Source organism: Edaphobacter sp. 12200R-103, from assembly GCF_010093025.1.
Classification (GTDB): Bacteria; Acidobacteriota; Terriglobia; order Terriglobales; family Acidobacteriaceae; genus Edaphobacter.
Window position 1 is genome coordinate 2,231,085 of sequence record NZ_CP048114.1, and the last position, 18,962, is coordinate 2,250,046.

Genomic DNA, 18,962 nt, shown 5'->3' on the forward strand with positions numbered 1-18,962 from the left:
TACGCATCATTCTTTCCATCCAGGAAAACTATGTCGGCCTTCCCGCAAACTGGCGGAGTTCGGGCCCCAAACGGCAATCTGCTGCTATCTGTGATCCGTACTTGAAAAGACGCTGGGACGTTTTAAAAGTTTCCGTGAAAGCCCTATATTCACGCGTTGGTATCGCGAATCTAACCCGTCGGTGTTATGGTCTGACCGGCTTTTATCCCTGTTCTTAAGCCTCGCTTAAGATTTCCATCGTTACTGGCGTGAAAGAACGGCAAGACGGGATGGAGGCAGTTGCAGAGTGTCCGATTCCAGACAGATGTCGTCCTTAGATTGAAGGATCATCCTGTAGTCCCTGTAACCGTCCATGGACACAGCAGCATGGCCCAGGTTGAGCGCCACTCTCATCGTGTCGCGGTCCATCACCAGCCAGCGCTCTTTCTCGCTGAACGAAACCTTTATATGGCCCGGTTCACCATTATTAAGTGAGGCCGAGCCTCGTCGCAGGGCAATCAGCCTTTGACACCAGTCGAGCATCTCGGCGTGGCTGCCTTCGGCCATCTCAGACCAGTTCAGCTTCGATCGCTCGAAGGTCTCCCTGCTCTCCGGATCAGGGACTTCATCCTGGGCCCAGCCAAAGGCGGCGAACTCGCGCTTGCGCCCCTCGGAGACGGCACGCGCCATCTCTGTGTCCTCATGATGGGCGAAGTATTGAAACGGCGCGGAGGCGGCAAACTCCTCCCCCTGAAAGAGCAATGGGATAAAGGGTCCCGTGAGCACAAGCCCAAGAGCCACCTTTGCCTGTTCCAGGCCAACGACGTGCTCCAGGCGATCGCCCGTCGCCCGGTTTCCTACCTGATCGTGATTCTGAATAAATCCGACAAAGTGGTGCATCGAGATACCCTCGACACGGCGCCCGTGCACCTTTCTGCGATAGTTGGAGTAGATGCCATCGTAGACAAAGACCTGCGTCAGAGCCTTCGCCAGCCGCTCCATGGAACCGAAGTCGCTGTAATAGCCCTTTCCTTCGCCTCCGGTATTCAGGACGGTGAAGAGAGCATGGTGAAAGTCGTCGTTCCACTGCGCATCCATTCCATATCCGTGGGCTTCGCGCTGCCGAACCACTCGGGGATCGTTCAGGTCACTCTCCGCGATGAGCACAAGGCGCCGCCCCAGCCTGGCGGAGAGTGCTTCGATCTCTATAGCAAGCTGTTCCATAAAGTTGATGGCAGAGCGATCGACAAACTCATGCACGGCATCCAGACGCAGGCCGTCGATGTGAAACTCCTCCATCCACATCAGCGCGTTGTCACAAAAAAACCGGCGAACCTGGTCGCTGTCCTCAAACTCCAGGTTGACGGCGTCTCCCCATGGAGTGCGGTGATTGCCGGTAAGGTACGGCGCGAACTTACCGGTATAGTTTCCTACCGGGCCGAAATGGTTATAGACCACGTCGAGAAGGACGGCGAGGCCGTACCTGTGACAGGCATCCACAAACCTCTTCAGCCCGTCAGGCCCTCCATAGACCTGGCTTGCAGCAAATAAATCCACACCGTCGTATCCCCAGCCGAAGTCACCGGCAAATTCCGCAACCGGCATGATCTCCACGTGCGAGATGCCGAGATCGGCAAGGTGAGACAACCGTTCCGTCGCGCTATCGAAGGTGCCTTCCGGTGTAAAGGTGCCGATGTGCAACTCGTAGACGACGGCGCTTGAAAGCGGCTGTGCCTCCCATCCCTCATCGCTCCACCGGAATTCCCCAGTCTCATACAGACGCGAGGCGCCATGAACTCCGTTGGGCATCCACATGGCGCGAGGATCTGGATAGGGAGTGGGATCATCATCGAGAAGATATGCGTAATCCGCTCCCGGAGAAGCCTCCTCCACGACGGATGTCCACCATCCCCGATCTCCCGAGGGATGCATCGCGTGAGTGGTATCTCCGACGCGCACCGCGAGCTTGTGAGCTCGTGGAGCCCACACCCGAAACTCATACATCCCCATCCTCCCGCACGAGCAATGCTACGGGAAAATCTCGCAGCAGCGTCTTCAATGGAACACGGCCACCGTGAAGCTGCATTCCTGTCAGCCGGTTTTTCCAGATTCCATCGGGCAGAAGCAGAGAGGTGTCGCGCCATGCTCCGCCGAGCTTCGTGATCCAGCGGGGAGCGACTGTCGCCACCGTACTCCCTCGCAGGTAGCCGAGGACATGCTCTGCGCGTGAGCCTTCGGCCGCCAGTGGCGTATACGCGGCCTCCGTACCGAACCATTCAGGGTGCTGCCTGCGAAGCTGCAGCGCGGAATAGATCACCCACATCTTCGGCATTCCGTCGTCGTAGCGCGACATCACTGCAGAGCCGATGCCGGGGCCGGAGAGCTGCCGTATTTCTTCCAGCATCTGCCTGCGAAACTCATAGTCAACAGGTCGTCTGTTGTCGGGATCGACCAGGCTGAGATCCCACACCTCAGTGCCCTGGTAGAGATCGGGAACGCCAGGCGCCGTGCACTTGATCAATGTCTGTGCCAACGAATTGATCCGGCCAGGCTCCCTGACGCGATCGACGAACTGTTCGAGGTCCTTGAGGAAGGGAGGATGCTCAAGGGTCTTTGCGATGAACTCCATGAGTGCATCTTCGAACTCCTTGTTGTTCGCCACCCAACTGGTCTGCAGCTTCGCCTCGCGCACTGCCTTCATCATGTAGGCCTGCGCGCGATCGACTGGCAGCGGCCACGCCCCGATCAGCGTCTGGTAGTAGAGATACTCCGTATTCGCATCCGGCATGGGCCCGGAGGCCATCTTCTTGCGGAACGCGGCATTCATACGCGACCAGCGGTAGATCGCCGTACCGAAGCGCGGCGCCATCTCGGTCAGCACGGCCAGGCGGGCGCGTACATCTCCGCTGCGCTTGGTGTCGTGGGTCGCCAGCGCGGTCATGGTGCAGGGATGCGTGGCCTGCATCTTCTCGCAATAGGCATGGACATCTTGCCCGCTAAGGCCGCTGCCCTGCGGAGAGCCCCCGACCTCGTTCATCCCCACCATCCGGTTGTAGCAGTAGAACACCGTATCCTCGACGCCCTTCGCCATCACAGGACCGGTGAACTGCTGAAAGCGAAGAACGAACTCACTCTCGCGGCGCCCTTTTACCTCCAACGTCAACACATCGCGCATGAAGTCGAAGAGACCTCCATCGATATCCTGCCGGCGCATCTTGGCGCATTCTGTCGCTGCGGCGATGTGCTCACGATCTTCCCCAGTGATCTCGTTCCTGCCCGAAACCACATATGTCCGGTAGATATCGATACAGGCCGCCATCTCGCGAATGGCCCGCCTCACCTCCGCCTGCGTATAGTCGCGCTGGTCGCGGTTGGACTCGCATATCTCAACGAAGATTGAGGTCAGCCGGTTTACATCGCTTCCAAGCGCCTCCTGGGAGATATTGATCTTCTTATCGTGTACCAGGGTCTGATAGTCCATGAGGCTTGCAGCCATCTGCGAACCGAGGAACTGCTGATAGATTGTCGTCAGTTCTGTCAGTCCCTGCGGCCATAGCAGCCAGCCGCCAATAGCGTTCATAAAGTCGTAGCCGGTAGTGCCCTGGATCGGCCAGCTCTCTCGCAGAAATTCTCCCGGCTCAAGAATCTTTTCCACAACGATCCAGGCATCGGGTGCACGGTCGCGCAGCCTTTGCAGATACTCCAGTGGATCGCGCAGGCCGTCCGGGTGATCGACTCGCACGCCATCCAGCACACCGCGCTGCAGCCAGTCCAGAACGAGCGCATGGGTCTCCTCAAAGACATGCTCGCGTTCTACGCGGAGGCCCACCAGAGAATTGATATCGAAGAAGCGTCTGTATCCCAGCTGTTGCCCTGAAGTCTTCCAATAGGCGAGCCGGTAGTTCTGCTGGTTCAGAAAATCATCCAGCAGGTCTTCATTGGCGTTCAGCTCCTGAATCGCCTTGTCGATCGCCTCACAGACGCCCTGCTCCTCAGAACAGAGGCGTTCCAGAAGACCGTAGAGCACCTGTTTATCGTTGTGCACCGCCAGCACCGTACGCCTGTCTTCAAACTGCGGTGAAGGAAGGCGTCCAAAGGATGCTGAGAGAAAGCTGAGGGTTCGTGACCAGCTCAACTCCGCTGCCCGCCCCAGGATGGATGGGAGCGACTGTGGAGAGACCGGCAGGATCTGTCCCGCGGCCTCCACCTGGAATCGGCCGCCTGCCCGGGCGACCCCTATTCCACCCTGATGCAGCACTCGTCCATACTGATCTCCAAGAATGGGCGTGAGAATCTTGTCGCGCAGCCGCTCTTCCACAGGCTCCCAGTCGATATCAAAGAAGGAGGCGTAGCGGCTAGATGCGCCATTCTCGAGGACATCCCACCAGTAGCGATTCTCTTTTCCCAGTGACATGTGGTTGGGGACGATATCGAGGACTTGTCCCAAATCTAGCTCGGCGAGGCGGCGCACCAGTCGCTCGTGGCCTGCGACACCACCCAGTTCCTCATTTACCCGCTGATGCGAGACCACGTCGTAACCGTGGGTACTACCAGGCGCAGCCTGCAGGTACGGAGAGCAATACAGGTGTGATATTCCCAGATCATGAAGATAGTCAGCAATGCGCACGGCATCATCGAACGTGAATTCTTTGTAGAGTTGGAGCCGATACGTCGAGCAAGGGACACGAAGCATGGAAAGATCCAGTCGAGTAAACTACCGCTGATAGAGAGATAAGATTGATTCCCAAAGTCTTAGACCCTCTGGTCACTCAGTGGGGTTGTACCCGGTGCAGACAGCCGCTCCAGATGGTTACACTGCAACCGGGCGAACGACATTCGCATCTTCTTTTGACAGAGAGTCGAAATTATCGTGAAGAAAGCCGGCAGCGCTTCAGACCCACTCTGGTACAAGGACGCAATCATCTATGAGTTGCACGTGCGCACGTTTCAGGACTCCAATGGGGACGGCATTGGCGATTTTCCCGGGCTGATCACGCGCCTGGATTATCTGCAGGAGCTTGGCGTTACCTGCCTGTGGCTTCTTCCATTTTTTCCTTCACCTCTGCGTGACGATGGCTACGATATCGCCAACTACACCAGTGTCAATCCCAGTTACGGCACTATCGACGATTTCAAGAACTTTTTGAACGCTGCGCATCAGAGGGGCATGCAGGTTCTGATCGAACTGGTGGTTAATCACACCTCGGACCAACACACCTGGTTTCAGGCTGCGCGCATTGCACCGCCGGGATCTCCAGCGCGCGAGTTTTATGTCTGGTCCGATACCGATCAGATCTACAAAGATGTTCCCATCATCTTTTCGGACACGGAGAAGTCCAACTGGACCTGGGATGAGACGGCAAAGGCCTATTATTGGCATCGATTCTTCTCACACCAGCCCGATTTGAACTTCGACAATCCTGCGGTGATGGAAGAGGTCCTCAAGGCCATGCGCTTCTGGCTGGACATGGGAGTGGATGGCCTTCGTCTCGACGCTATTCCCTACCTGGTGGAGCGCGACGGGACCATGTGCGAGAACCTTCCGGAGACGCACGCCCTCATCCGACGCCTGCGCGCTGCAATCGATGAGGAATATTCCAATCGCTTTACCCTGGCCGAAGCTAACCAGTGGCCGCCGGAGGTACGACCGTATTTCGGGGATGGCGACGAGTGCCACATGGCCTTCCACTTTCCCCTGATGCCGCGCATCTACATGGCTCTTCGCCAGGAGGACCGGCTTCCAATTACAGACATCATGGCCAGGACGCCGCCCATTCCGGACTCCTGCCAGTGGGGTCTCTTCCTCAGGAATCATGACGAGCTGACGCTCGAGATGGTCACCTCGGACGAGCGCGATTATATGTACTTCGCCTACTCGGCCGATCCTCGCATGCGAGTGAATTCAGGCATCCGTCGCCGCCTGGCACCACTGCTCGACAACAACCGTCTCCGGATTCAGCTCCTTAATTCGCTGCTGCTCAGCTTTCCGGGAACGCCCATCGTCTATTACGGCGACGAGATCGGGATGGGCGACAACATCTACCTTGGCGACCGGAACTCGGTACGGACACCAATGCAGTGGAATTCGGATCGCAACGCCGGCTTTTCGACGGCAAATCCGTCGCGCCTCAGCTTCCCTGTCATCATGGACCCTATCTGGGGTTACCAGGCGGTCAATGTAGAGACTCAGCTGGCCGATGCCTCGTCCCTGCTCCACTGGATGCGGAACATGATTGCGCTGCGGAAGCTCTTCCAGGTCTTCGGACGGGGCACGATGGAGTTTCTGAATCCAGAAAACCGCAAGGTCCTCGCCTATATCCGGCACTATGACCCTGCTTCGCGCTCGCGGGAAGACACGCCAACCGGCGCGGCACGGAACGTAACCGGACCGGGGACCGAAACGGTGCTCTGCGTCGCCAATCTGTCCCGATTTGCACAACCGGTCTCTCTTGACCTCTCCGAATTTGCCGGAATGACCCCTGTCGAGATGCTCGGGTACGTTCCGTTTCCGATCATCACCGAGCAACCGTATCCTCTGACGCTCGCGCCGTATACTTTCTTTTGGCTGGAGCTGCAGGCACCTTCAACTCCCGCCAGATGATCTCGCGAATCGGTGCCGGGAGTTGTACATTAGCTTCCGGTGAGCATCTCACCATAATTACGCCTGAACTCCGAAGGCGGACCAGGATAGCTGCAGCAGACGATGGCCTCCTCGCTCACCAATACCGCCACCACCCATCCTGAGACCGGCTCGTCCACCAGCACCGAGGTCCTGATTCATCTGAACGCGGTCGCGCCGGAGCTGCTGGAGCCGACGCTTTCGAATCTGGCCGCTGCGTTTGCGGGCTACCCAGCCCTGGTTGCAATTCCCGAGACCGCGGCCCCGAGCCACACCCGAAACATCGATTCGCTGCGAGTGCTCCCCTACACACCTCCAGCCACCTCGACCATTAGCTGGGTCCATACCGCAGCAGATTACCTGACGGCCTATAAGCTGCTTCAGGAACAGAATGTTGCCAGCTGCCTGATGCTCGGCCCGGACTCCCACAGCATGCGGCCGGAGTCGATCCGCAGACTGGCAGACGCCCTGCTCGCTGCGCCGCCTGTTGATCTGGTCACTTCGCACTATCATCTGGGGCCGCACGAAGGCCTGGTGAACTCCGGGATCCTGTACCCGCTCAGCCGCGCACTTTTCTGCGCACAGCCCCGTTATCCGCTGGCCATCGACATTGGCATATCGGCCCGCATGGCGGAACGCCTGGCTGCAGCGGCACAGCGCTTCACCGCCATCAATCAGGAGGACACCCTTCTCTGGCCCGTCTCGGAAGCAGCAATGGCAGGCTTCGTCATGACCGAGGTCGACATTCCTTCCAGAGCAGCTCCTCAACCGGCAAATCTTGATCTGAATGCCCTGCTGGGGCAGATCGTAGGCTCTCTTTTCTCCGACATCGACGCGCGGGCGTCGTTCTGGCAGCGGCTGCGGAACACGATTCCACCCAGAACGATCCCGGCCACACCGGAAGGGGGTGAGCCGGTTGATGTGACCCCAATGCTGGAGGCGTTTCACCTGGCGTACAGCAACCTGCATGAGATCTGGGCACTGGTGCTTCCGCCGCATACTCTTCTCGGCCTCAAGCGTCTCTCCGTCATGCCGAAAGAGGCGTTCCGGTTCGCAGACAGCCTGTGGACTCGGATCCTCTATGACTTTGTCCTGGCGTACCGATTGCGTACGATCAATCGTGGCCATCTGCTCGGTGCTCTCACGCCGCTCTATCTTGCATGGGTCGCCTCGCATCTTCTTCTGGTGCAGAGCGGCGTAACACCGGAGCAGCACATTGAAGAGCTCGCCCAGGCATTTGAAGTCGATAAACCGTATCTTGTGTCGCGCTGGCGCTGGCCCGATCGCTTCAATCCCTAGCCCGCTTCCAGCCTGAGAACCACATGAAGGAGATTTGCTGATGTGGCAACAAGTCGAACTCGCCCTGAGCCAATCCGCACACCGGGCCCTGGTTACACTGGCCAACTTTCTTCCCGGCCTGCTCGCCCTTCTGCTTGCAGTATTAATCCTGACTGCCATCGGCGCCCTGCTGGCGGCTCTGCTGAAGCGTCTGCTGACGGCCATCCGCTTCGATGAACGGCTCTCGAAGAACTCCCTTGTCCCGCTGGACTGGGCTCCAGGGCACGGCCCTACGCTGCTGGTCGCGCGCGTGGTCTTCTGGGCCAGCGTAATTCTCGGCTTTCTGATCGGCATCTCCGCCTTCGACGCGGCCTACGCCGGCAACTCGCAGATGTCGTTCTTCCTGCTGCCCTATCTCACCCACTCGGTAGGAGCGATTCTGCTGTTCCTGCTGGGAACGCTCCTGGCGCGCTTCCTCGCCCGCACCGTGCTGATTGAGGCCGTCAATGCGCGACTGCAGTACGCTCGCTTTCTCTCCGTTGGCGTAAAGTGGCTGGTCCTGGTGCTCACCGCCGCCACCGTCCTCGATCACCTGGAGATCGGGGGAACGGTCGTCGATCTGGCCTTCGGAATCCTCTTCGGAGGAATCGTGCTTACACTCTCACTGGCAATCGGACTCGGTTCCCGCGATATCGTCAGCCGTTCGCTGGAAAAAAATGTGGAGAACGAGGTGCTTCCTCCAGAGCAGGCTTACAAGACCCAGACCACCACGGAAACCCTGCGTCACTTCTGATACCGCGGTTCTCAGGTGAAGCGAGAGCAGTCATTCCAAGAGGTCGTCATCCTGAACGAAGTGAGGATCCCTGTATTTGCCCGGAGCGCCATTGAGGCCATAGGCGAAATACAGGGATTCTTCGCGTTGCTCAGAATGGTGAGTCTTGATGGAACGGCTTTAAAAGCCGAGCAGTTCTAAAAGGCGGAGCAGATCCATCGATCCACCCCGCCGCCCTCTCCTCTTAGTAAGCCGGCCCTGAGAGCAGCGATCTTTGCGTGGACTGGAAGAAGCCGTAGATGGCCACGCCAACGAATCCGACCAAAGGGACAAGATAGCCCAGCGCCAGACTGCCGGTCTGCTTTGCAATCAGCCCGGCGATGGGTGGGAAGATTGCTCCGCCTACGATTGCCATCACCAGCAGCGAACCACCGAGCTTGGTATTCCGGCCTAGACCCTTCAGTCCAAGTGCAAAGATCGTGGGATACATGATGGAGATAAAGAAGCCGCTGGCTACAACGGCCCAGGCTCCGCTCATCCCCGGCCACAGCACGGCGACCAGCATCAGCACCGTATTACAGACTCCATAGACCCCCAGCATCAGGCTAGGACGTACATAACGCATCAGCGACGTCGAGACAAACCTGCCGATGAGCATGGCTATAAGAACCGCCGTCAGATAGTGTGCAGCCGTGCGTTCGCTGACCACGGTGTACTGCTTCATGTAAGGGATGAGGCTGCTCCACGAAGAGATCTGCGCACCGACGTTGCAGAAGTTCGCGACAACCGCAATCCAGATCGCCGGATTTCGAAGCAGGTCCGCAAAACTTCCATGGTCTTCGCCGGGGCCTTCATGCTCCGATTGGATGACCGGAAACTTCGTTCGGCCGAGAATAAAGGCGCAAAGCAGGACGACAATCCCGAATGCCATGTACGTCGGCACCACGCGCATAATCTCGCTGTGGAGATAGCTATGATACGTTCCCGCGACCTTCATCTGTTCGATCTCCGCAGCCGTAGGCTCTACCCCTGAGAAGATGAAGTAGGTCCCGATGAGCACACCGACGACGGTACCCGGAGGATTGAAGGCCTGCGAAAAGTTGAGCCGTCGCTCAGAGGTAGCTGGATCGCCAAACTGCGCGATAAAGGGGTTGGCCGCCGTCTCGAGAATTGAGGCTCCGCAGCCGACTGTAAACAGCGCGACCAGGAACATGGCATACTCTCCGCGCACGGCGGCAGGCAGAAACAACAGCATGCCCGTACCGAAGATCACCAGACCAGTCACCATTCCGGCCTTGTAACCCCAGCGCCGCATCAGCAGTCCGGCCGGAATGGCCATGCAGAAGTACCCGAAGAAGTTTGCCGTCTGCACCAGCTGCGCGCTGAATTGGGACAGCTCCAGCGATTTTCTGAACTGCTGTACGAGGATGTCGGTCAGGTTATTCGACATCCCCCAGAGGAAGAACAACACCGTTACCAGAACAAACGGCACCATGTGCCCTACAGGAAACAGCGGATGGTCTCCTCCTGTCTGCCCTGGATTGCTTCGTGTCGTGACTGGTGCTGAAATCTGCATCTCTTCTCCGTTCGCATAACACTGTAGAAATCTTCGCCGCGACAAATGCTACATGTTCGCTGCAGTTTTCGCTCATGGGCCTCGTTAGAAGGCATCAGAGCTTATAGATACGCTCGGCATTTCCGCCAAAGATCACATCACGTTCTGCCTGGGTGAGCCCTGCAAGATACTGCTCCAGCAGGCCGAACCACTGAGCATACCCGCAAGCGACCAGGCATACGGGCCAGTCTGATCCGGCCAGAATGCGCTGCGGCCCGAATGCCTCTATCACGGTATCGAAGTAGGGACGCAAGTCGTCCAGATTCCATTGTTTCCAGTCTGCTTCCGTAACTAAACCGGACAGCTTGCATGACACATTTTCGCGTTGGGCAAGTTCGCGAATCTGCCCCTTCCAGGGTTCGAGCACCCGCTCTCGAATCCTTGGTTTTGCAATGTGATCAAGCACAAACGCCTGTTCCGGGTGCCGATCCACAAACTGAATCGTCTGCGGCACATGCCGCTCGTAGATAAGGATGTCGTAGACCAATCCGGTGCCGCGCAGAGCGCGAATGCCGCGATTGAAGTCCTCCCGCAGCAAAAAGTTCTCGTTGGGTTCTGCCTGTACTACATGCCGTAACCCCTTCAAGCTGGGACGCGCGGAGAACTCCTCCATGACCTGGGGAAATTTTTCATCCGCGATCGGAGCCCATCCAACCACCCCGAGAATCTGATCGTTCTCATCTGCCAGATCCAACAGCCAGCGTGTCTCTTCCAGGGTCTGCCGCGCCTGAACCGCGATCGTGCCATCGACGGATGCCGACTGCATCTCGGCACTCAGGTCCTGCGGGAGAAAATCCCGCCGCAGCATTGTCATGCTGTCGTCAATCCACTCATACTCCTCGGGCGAGTACCGCCAGAGGTGATGATGAGCGTCAATCCTCTTTCCCATATGGCCATCCTTTGTCGTTCGTATTCAAAACTACACTTCTAAGGTTGAAATGCACATTTTCAGGTCAAGTCATAGGAAGCACCTCTAATTTTTTTCGTTTTCTGCCAGCACAGTTGGGAATACCATAGCTTCGCTGTCTCGGCTCCGGGCACCGGTTTGGGCATCAGACTCCACTGGAGGTCCGCAAATGGCTCCCACCAAAGTTTCGACACGGTTTTCTGTACAGCAACGCACTCTGCTTCCAGGAAGCGAGAGAGCCGCCGCTCCTGGAATCGCCAAAGCTCCGGCGCCGGCTGGAAATCGCGCTACGGTCTCCGTCATCGTCAGGCGCAAGACACCGCTGACGAGCACACATACGACCGGCAAAGAGCGGTTGACTCGTGCGCAGTTTCGGGCCAGTCATGGACCCGACCCGGAATCTGTGCGCCTGGTAAAAGCATTTGCGAAGGAGTTCGGCCTTGCGGTGCAGCCGGGAACGCCGGCGCCAGGACGACGCACCATCAAACTCACAGGAACCGTCGCAAAGCTGCAACGTGCTTTCGGCGTCTCTCTGATGCACCAGACTGTGGGTGCAAGCCTTTGTCGCGTTCGTCAGGGAGGCATCCACCTGCCGCAGGAGTTGGCCGGGCACGTAGTCGCGGTGCTGGGGCTCGACAACCGTCCGCAGGCGCAGCCGCACTTCCGCATCGCCGGTCAGCAGGGCGCAGCGGCGGCTCGTCTGGCACAGGGATCGGGCTTCGCCCGGCCGCACGCAGCTGCCGGAATCTCATACACCCCTGTGCAAGTGGGACAGCTCTATGGTTTTCCAGCGGATGCTACAGCCTTCAACCAGACCATCGCGCTCATCGAACTCGGTGGAGGGTTCCGCCAGGCCGACATCACGGCGTACTTCAAATCGCTAGGCCAAGCGCCTCCCAAGGTCGTCGCCGTGTCGGTCTCCGGCGGCAAGAACTCACCCGGCGATGCAAACGGAGCCGACGGAGAGGTGATGCTCGATGTCGAGGTTGCCGCCGCCATCGCCCCTGGCAGCCGTATCGTCGTCTATTTCGCGCCCAATACCGACCAGGGCTTTGTAGATGCGATCGCTTCAGCCGTTCACGACACGGCGAATAACCCCAGCGTCATCTCTATCTCCTGGGGAGCGGCCGAGGTCAATTGGACCGCCCAGGCGATGAATGCTCTCGACGCGGCGTGCCAATCGGCAGCGGCGCTCGGCATCACGATCACAGTAGCATCCGGTGACAACGGATCTTCCGACGGCGTCAGCGACAACGGCAAACACGTCGACTTCCCTGCTTCGAGTCCTCACGTGCTCGCCTGCGGCGGAACCCGGCTGGCAGGCTCCGGCGGATCCATCACCTCGGAGACCGTATGGAACGACACCAACGGCGGAGCTACTGGTGGAGGTGTCAGCAACCTCTTCGCGCTTCCTTCGTGGCAGAAGACCGCGGGCGTTCCTGGCCCCACGGGTACAAGCGGAGGCCGTGGCGTTCCTGATGTCGCCGGTAACGCTGACCCACAGACCGGCTACACGATACGCGTCGATGGTCAGACGCTCGTCATTGGAGGCACCAGCGCAGTCGCTCCCCTGTGGGCGGGACTGCTCGCGCTTGCGAATCAGCAGAACAGCAAGTCTGCAGGCTTCATCAACTCGGTCATCTATGCCTCGAAGGCCAAGCCGGCCTTCCGCGATATTACGCAGGGAAATAACGGGGCCTTCCAGGCGGATTCCGGATGGGATGCCTGTACTGGCCTGGGCTCACCCGTTGCACCGAAGCTCATCGCGATCGTCAATCCGACTGGCAGCAATGCTGCGACGAAGAAGCTAGCGACAGGCCCGAAGAATGCAAAACGTACTTCCGCAGCGAACGGCGTGCGGAAGCTTCCGGGCAAGCGCAAACCGCCAACCCTGACTCTGAAACGAGGAAAGTCGGCTGGCTGAATCTAGCTCTTCTCAGAGAAGGTATGGATGCCGCATTCGAGCTTCTTACCGCCCCAGCGGCCGCTGCGTGCATCCGCACCCACCTCTGGAATCGCCGTGCAGGGCTCGCAGCCGATGCTGGTATATCCGCGCGCATACAGCTCCAATTGAGGAATCCCCACGCGCTCTGCATATGCCGTGACACGGGCCCAGTCCCAGTCGGCCAGCACACTTACCTTCTTCATATGCTTGCCCGTCGGGGTCTTGTGATCCTCTACCTTCTTCAGATTGGCACGGGTGGGCGACTGCTCTCGCCGCAGGCCGGTAAACCACCAGTCGAACGGCTCGAGTGAGCGCATCAAAGGCTCAACCTTGCGGGCCTGGCAGCAGGCCGTTGGATTCACAATATTGAGAATGCCGAACTGCCCCTCGAACTCCTTTACCGTCGTCGTCGGCAGCGCATTCACCAGGTTGAGATTCCACTCCTTCGCCATGCGATCGCGATACGCAATCACCTCCGCGAAGTGATAACCCGTCTCCAGAAAAATCACCGGGACATCAGGCAGGTGCTTCAAAAGCATGTGGAGAGCGACCATATCTTCCGTCTGAAAACTGGATGTCAGGCAGACTGAACCTTTAGCCGCGCCGTCGACAACCTGCGCCACCAGTTCTTCCGCCGTCAATGCCTCGTAGTCGATGGTATCCAGCACGCTCATATCCGCACCCCCGCTAACCGCAGAATCTCGTCTTCTTCCAGTCCGTCACCGATCACAACTTCGCCCTCGGCAAACTCCTGTGTCGCGTGGACCACATCGGCAGCAAGTTGGCGAGCCGTGATCGCCGTAACCCCCGCGATATCCAGTGCGCGTACAACAGCTGTCAACGAAGCATCAGGGATCAGTGAATCATCGATCAGTACCGCACGATGGCCACGAGCCTCCAGGGCATCGCGCAGACGCTCTGCAAGAGCAGCCCGTCCAGCCACAACAACCAGGGAAGCCTGTAATCCGTTGCCCTCTTCTGTCGAAACGGCACCGGCGATCATCGCAGCGCCCACTGTTGCGTTCGTCAGTCCGTCGATCAGGATCAGCGAGCCCGTCATCCTGTTCTCGACATATGCATCAAAGAACAGCGGAAGATTGGTCTCCAGCTCCACTTCGGCGATCTCATTCATCGCCAGGTGATCGGCCTGCAGGTGTTCGAGCGAGTTCACATCGACGCGATACCGGATGGCTTTGACCGTGGCGCGAACGCTTCGCGTCGTATGCTTCGCCAGATACGTTCGCCCTACCACCAGAGGCTCTTCATGCATCCACACCACCATGGCGCGCAAACGTCGTGTGACCTGTGGCAGAGCGGAATCATCGCCTGCCGGGACCAGCATCTCACCGCGGCTCACGTCGATCTCGTCTTCGAGCTCGACTGTGATGCTCTGGGGCGGAGCGGCCACCGGGAGGTCGCCATCCCAGGTCACAATTCTCTTGACGGTCGTCTCTTTCTTCGAAGGAAGAGCCATCACACGATCGCCCTGCCGCAGCATGCCGCGGGCAACCTGGCCGGCAAAGCCGCGGAAGTTCGCATCGGGCCGGACCACCAGCTGCACCGGAAATCGCAGCGGACCATGATAATCGCTGGTCGCCAGAGGGACTGTCTCCAGAAACTCCAGCAGCGTTGGACCGTCGTACCACGGCATCTTTGCGCTGGGAGAGACAACATTGTCCCCTTCGAGAGCGCTCACGGGGATCACCGTCACACTCTTCAGACCCAGCTTCGTGGCGAACTCCACAAACTCCGCGCGGATCGAGGCAAACGTCGACTCTGCATAGTCCACAAGGTCCATCTTGTTGACTGCGGCAACGACATGCGGAATTCCCAGCAGCGCAGCGATGTAGGTATGCCGGCGCGATTGCGGCAACAGCTTGCCTTCGCGAAGGTACGCCTTCGCATCGATCAGAACCACCGCTACATCTGCCGTCGAGGCTCCCGTGGCCATGTTGCGGGTGTACTGCTCGTGACCGGGGGTATCCGCAATGATGAACTTCCGCCGTGACGTCGAAAAATAGCGGTACGCGACGTCGATCGTGATGCCCTGCTCGCGCTCGGCCTTCAGACCGTCAGTCAGCAGAGAGAGGTCCACATGGCCGTTGGCCGCGCGATTAACGCGGCTCTTCTTCACCGCTGCAAGCTGGTCTTCGTACACGCTCTTGGTGTCGTGCAGCAGCCTGCCGATCAGCGTGCTCTTGCCGTCGTCGACACTGCCCGCGGTGGTAAAACGCAGCAGTTCCTGCCCCAGATGAGCTTCCAGAAACTCTTCAAAATTCTTTGTTGCTGTCGCACTCATCAGAAGTAGCCCTCCCGCTTCTTTACCTCCATCGAACCCTCTTCGTCGTGGTCGATGGCCCTGTTCTCGCGCTCGCTTCTCCGGAAGGTCAGCAGCTCTTCGATGATCTTCGGCAGCGTATCTGCCTCGCTTCGCATCGCACCTGTGCAAGGCAGGCAGCCCAGCGAACGCATACGCACCTTCTCGGTCCGAATCTCCTCGCCCGGCAGCAGCTTCATCCCGTCGTGATACAGCGTCATCTGGCCGCCGCGAATAATCAGCGGCCTCTCCTGGGCAAAGTACAACGGAACAATCGGAATCTTTTCGGCATACAGGTAAAGCCAGATATCCAGCTCGGTCCAGTTCGACAGCGGAAACACCCGGATGCTCTCGCCCTTCCTCAAACGCGAGTTGTACAGGTTCCACAGCTCCGGCCGCTGATTCTTCGGGTCCCATTGGCCCGCAGCATCGCGAAAACTGTACACCCTCTCTTTTGCGCGGCTCTTCTCTTCATCGCGCCGGGCTCCGCCAAACGCTGCGTCGAAGCCGCCCTCGGCCAGACCATCCAGGAGGCTCCGCGTCTTCAGCAATCCACAGCAGTTCTGTGTCCCCAGCGTGTAAGGATTCGCTCCTGCGGCAATCGCCTGTTCGTTCCGATGAACGATCAGCTCCGCTCCAATCTCTTTCGTATACGCGTCGCGAAACGCGATCATCTCCGGAAACTTGTAGCTGGTATCGATGTGCAGCAGCGGAAAAGGAATCCTGCCCGGATAGAAGGCTTTCTGCGCCAGCCGAAGCATCACGCTCGAGTCCTTGCCGATGGAGTACAGCATCACGGGACGCGCAAACTCCGCAACAGCCTCGCGCAGAATTGCGATGCTCTCGGCCTCCAGCGCCTGGAGATGGTTCAGTCTTGCCGGCGTCAGGATCGTATCCGAATCAAGAGCAACTGTCTGGGTCATAAGAGAGGTCACCTTCCGGAAGACCCGAGGTAGCATCTAGCTCAGGTTCCGTTCTGATATCCGGAGAATCGATCTGCTCAAAACTCCGCTGGTTATGGAGGAGAAGATGGCGGGCAGTTCTAGCGACAACAGCACGCACAGGGACACGGGAGCATCCGGCAACAACAACAGGCGCGCTGTGCAAAAGAAGCCATCCCTTTAACTATAGAAGCCTCTTCGCCATGCCGCAACCTGCGCGAAATTCTGCTAAACTAACTCAGTCGGAAAAACAGCGCTCCTGCGGACCACGGATCCCGAAGTTCCTACTTGGTCCTACCACTGAAAGGGCGCATCCTTCTCCGGCAATCCTCGCAGTACAGAGTCGGGGCGTAGCGCAGCCTGGTAGCGCACCTGCTTCGGGAGCAGGGGGTCGTTGGTTCGAATCCAATCGCCCCGACCATTAGTCCATTTGTGTTGCGACGTCAGAGGCTTACCACGGCGTTGCTACGATGTGGCACATCCAATAGGCATTACCGCATAGCGAAGTTCTCAACCAGTGTCCGGTTGCCCCGCCACATCCATGCCTTCATGGACGCTTATGCGCCATTGGAACTCGTCACTACACAGCTCCTGGCTATCAGCTAGGGAGCAGGCACTGTAGCGGTACCAGTCAATTCGATGGCGGCCGGTGGAGCATTACTCAAAATCTGCACTGCAGCGGAAAGATCGCCAGGCTCTGACGGGGCGAAGGAGATTGAGAATGTGCAGCCTTCACCAACGGCAATCGAGCCGATGATGCAGTTATTGTTCTGGATGAACTCGGCGAGGTTCGTACCAGTAATCGAGATTGAAGATATCCTCAATGGCGCATTGCCGGAATTGGTCAGGGCAACTGTTTGGGCAATCGAGGTAGTGCTGGTATTACGAGTGGCAAAACTAAGCACTGAAGGAGATAGAGACACGGCGGGAGCGCCGCCGGTGCCGTACACCGGTGTGGAGTTAGAAGACCCCGAGACAACGTCCTGCACTGTAAGAGTGCCACTCACAAGTCCGGTTACAGTCGGTGCAAATGTCACTCCAATCTGACAGGGAGTGGCGTCACAGGATGTCGCTGAGATTCTGAACGGATCTCCCTGCACGGAAATGGTCACCGGGTGACTACCGGGCGCGGTAACAGTTGCAGTGATCGGCCCGGCGATGGAGCCGAGTTGGGTATCGCCAAATGCGCTCGGAGCAATGGAGACGGTCGGCAACGGATATTGTCCAAAGCCCATAAAATCCACCGTCTGACTTATGCCGGAAGTACTATCCGTTACCTTAAGCTGCGCAGGAAGGCTGCCATACCGGTCTGGCGCAAAAGTAACACTAAGAGAACAGCTCCCAAATTGATTGACAGCAGGTTGCGCTACTGAAAGAGTGGTCGGGCAATCCTTTGTAAGGATGTATTGTGAAGCGTTTGCGCCTGTCATTGCAGCCGAAAGGTTTAGTGGCGTGGACCCATTATTAGTCACAGTGATAAGTATCGGGAACGTTGCTGCCCCTGGTCCATAGAACTGGCAAAGGGGGGTCGGTATGTTGCCGCTCAGAACGAACGACGGTACGGCAGTACTGCCAGTTCCTGCCAGCATCACGTTACCAAAATTGGTCACAAGGTTGGCAGTGTGGGAACCAAGGCGGCTTGGCGTGAAATAAATAGGGATGGAACAGCCGGTGACGCATCCATTGCCACTGATAAATGAAACAGTAGAAGTTGGATCGAAAGAAAAGTCATTGGCATCCGGCCCGGTGATTTGCAGTTGATAGTTGACCGCATTTGGATATGAGTCAAAAGAAAACGTTTGAGGTACCGAGGGAGAGCCTACCACCACGAGCCAAATACCATTGGATTCTTCGGAGTGACATACGCCGTCGAAACAGGGGTAGAAAGCGGGATTGTATGGGTACCCGTTGCATCCCCGGCGATAACGGTGAGGTTCCCTATATAAGCGAAACTATTACTAATCCCAGTTGCTGAAACATCAATGGTACAGATGGATTGCGGCGCAAGGCTGCTGCCGCAGTTATTGGTTTGGGTATAACCGGAATTCGAATCAATTGAGATCGGGCCGATAGCAACTGCGGTTGCGCCAGTATTGGTAACAGTAACTGGTGCTGGAACTCCGAACTTAGTAAAGCTGAGGGACGAAGGAGAAAGAGTGACCGCTCCCCCTGTGCCTGCGATCCCTGTGCCTGTGAGCGAGATGCTTGCCAAAGACCCCGAGTTCGACGAAAACTCCAGCGAGCCATGATGCTCACCTGCTATCACGGGCTTAAAAGCAATTTGTTCGGTGCAGCTTTGCCCACCTGGAAGGGGATAGGGACATGAGGCATTGACCATGTAGTTGTCGGCCGCCGCGCCCTGGAGTGAAACAGAAAACCCAATAGCATACGGTGTGTTATTGGTGATGGTGAAAGTCTGTACCGGCGAAGAAAAGTAGAGCAAGGTCGAGGGAAATGTCAGAGACGAGGAAGAGATAGAGAGCGGAGGCAGTGTGCCACCAGCTACTGCTCCCAGAGCGACCGTGTGCGTTCCCGCCGCGTCGTTCGCCACTATCGTCAAAGTGCTATTGAGCGCTGTCGTTCCGAGAG

The 18,962-nt window shown here is 57.9% G+C and carries 12 protein-coding genes, 1 tRNA gene and 1 pseudogene; 5 read left to right on the plus strand and 9 right to left on the minus strand.

Annotated elements, in window-relative coordinates:
* Positions 1 to 240 precede the first annotated feature (240 nt).
* Positions 241 to 1,983, minus strand: coding sequence for a malto-oligosyltrehalose trehalohydrolase (treZ, locus tag GWR55_RS09260; RefSeq protein ID WP_162402012.1), 1,743 nt, complete (start codon positions 1,981 to 1,983; stop codon positions 241 to 243).
* Positions 1,976 to 4,672 (minus strand): malto-oligosyltrehalose synthase, encoded by a 2,697-nt coding sequence (gene treY, locus GWR55_RS09265; protein ID WP_162402013.1) that lies wholly within the window; start codon positions 4,670 to 4,672, stop codon positions 1,976 to 1,978. Before treY ends, treZ begins: the two co-directional genes overlap by 8 nt.
* Positions 4,673 to 4,849: 177 nt before the next feature.
* Here treY and treS point away from each other — a divergent pair.
* The 3 genes and pseudogenes from treS to GWR55_RS09280 form a co-directional block, all read left to right on the plus strand.
* A pseudogene (treS, locus tag GWR55_RS09270) lies at positions 4,850 to 6,571 on the plus strand (maltose alpha-D-glucosyltransferase); the annotation flags it as partial.
* 111 nt (positions 6,572 to 6,682) lie between these two features.
* The gene (locus GWR55_RS09275; protein WP_162402015.1) at positions 6,683 to 7,897 is read left to right on the plus strand and encodes a hypothetical protein; all 1,215 of its coding nucleotides are present in this window, start codon (positions 6,683 to 6,685) and stop codon (positions 7,895 to 7,897) included.
* A gap of 40 nt (positions 7,898 to 7,937) precedes the next feature.
* The gene (locus GWR55_RS09280; protein ID WP_162402016.1) at positions 7,938 to 8,669 is read left to right on the plus strand and encodes a hypothetical protein; all 732 of its coding nucleotides are present in this window, start codon (positions 7,938 to 7,940) and stop codon (positions 8,667 to 8,669) included.
* 223 nt (positions 8,670 to 8,892) lie between these two features.
* Here GWR55_RS09280 and fucP read toward each other — a convergent pair whose 3' ends face one another.
* Both fucP and GWR55_RS09290 read right to left on the minus strand, forming a co-directional pair.
* Complete coding sequence (fucP, locus tag GWR55_RS09285) at positions 8,893 to 10,224, minus strand: L-fucose:H+ symporter permease (protein ID WP_238398743.1); 1,332 nt, start codon at positions 10,222 to 10,224, stop codon at positions 8,893 to 8,895.
* A 94-nt stretch (positions 10,225 to 10,318) separates the two neighbouring features.
* A complete protein-coding gene (locus GWR55_RS09290; protein ID WP_162402017.1) occupies positions 10,319 to 11,152 on the minus strand; it encodes an amidohydrolase in 834 nt (277 codons plus the stop codon).
* 187 nt (positions 11,153 to 11,339) lie between these two features.
* Between GWR55_RS09290 and GWR55_RS09295 the strand changes: the two genes are divergently transcribed.
* The gene (locus GWR55_RS09295; protein ID WP_162402018.1) at positions 11,340 to 13,094 is read left to right on the plus strand and encodes a protease pro-enzyme activation domain-containing protein; all 1,755 of its coding nucleotides are present in this window, start codon (positions 11,340 to 11,342) and stop codon (positions 13,092 to 13,094) included.
* Positions 13,095 to 13,096: 2 nt separating this feature from the next.
* On the opposite strand, the gene GWR55_RS09300 is transcribed toward GWR55_RS09295, so the two are convergent.
* The 3 genes from GWR55_RS09300 to cysD are packed head-to-tail and all read right to left on the minus strand — an operon-like array spanning position 13,097 to position 16,355.
* Positions 13,097 to 13,789 (minus strand): phosphoadenylyl-sulfate reductase, encoded by a 693-nt coding sequence (locus GWR55_RS09300; RefSeq protein ID WP_162402019.1) that lies wholly within the window; start codon positions 13,787 to 13,789, stop codon positions 13,097 to 13,099.
* Entirely contained in the window at positions 13,786 to 15,414 is a 1,629-nt protein-coding gene (gene cysN, locus GWR55_RS09305) for a sulfate adenylyltransferase subunit CysN (protein ID WP_162402020.1), read from the minus strand. The genes GWR55_RS09300 and cysN overlap by 4 nt, the downstream gene beginning before the upstream one ends.
* Positions 15,414 to 16,355, minus strand: a complete 942-nt coding sequence (gene cysD, locus GWR55_RS09310) for a sulfate adenylyltransferase subunit CysD (protein ID WP_162402021.1) — start codon at positions 16,353 to 16,355, stop codon at positions 15,414 to 15,416. The genes cysN and cysD overlap by 1 nt, the downstream gene beginning before the upstream one ends.
* A 362-nt stretch (positions 16,356 to 16,717) precedes the next feature.
* On the opposite strand from cysD, the gene GWR55_RS09315 reads away from it, so the two are divergent.
* Positions 16,718 to 16,794, plus strand: a tRNA-Pro gene (locus GWR55_RS09315).
* Positions 16,795 to 16,975: 181 nt separating this feature from the next.
* On the opposite strand, the gene GWR55_RS09320 is transcribed toward GWR55_RS09315, so the two are convergent.
* Both GWR55_RS09320 and GWR55_RS09325 read right to left on the minus strand, forming a co-directional pair.
* The gene (locus GWR55_RS09320) at positions 16,976 to 18,202 is read right to left on the minus strand and encodes a choice-of-anchor D domain-containing protein (protein WP_162402022.1); all 1,227 of its coding nucleotides are present in this window, start codon (positions 18,200 to 18,202) and stop codon (positions 16,976 to 16,978) included.
* On the minus strand, positions 18,193 to 18,924 hold the full coding sequence (locus tag GWR55_RS09325; RefSeq protein ID WP_238398744.1) for a choice-of-anchor D domain-containing protein: 732 nt from the start codon (positions 18,922 to 18,924) through the stop codon (positions 18,193 to 18,195). The genes GWR55_RS09320 and GWR55_RS09325 overlap by 10 nt, the downstream gene beginning before the upstream one ends.
* Positions 18,925 to 18,962 lie beyond the last annotated feature (38 nt).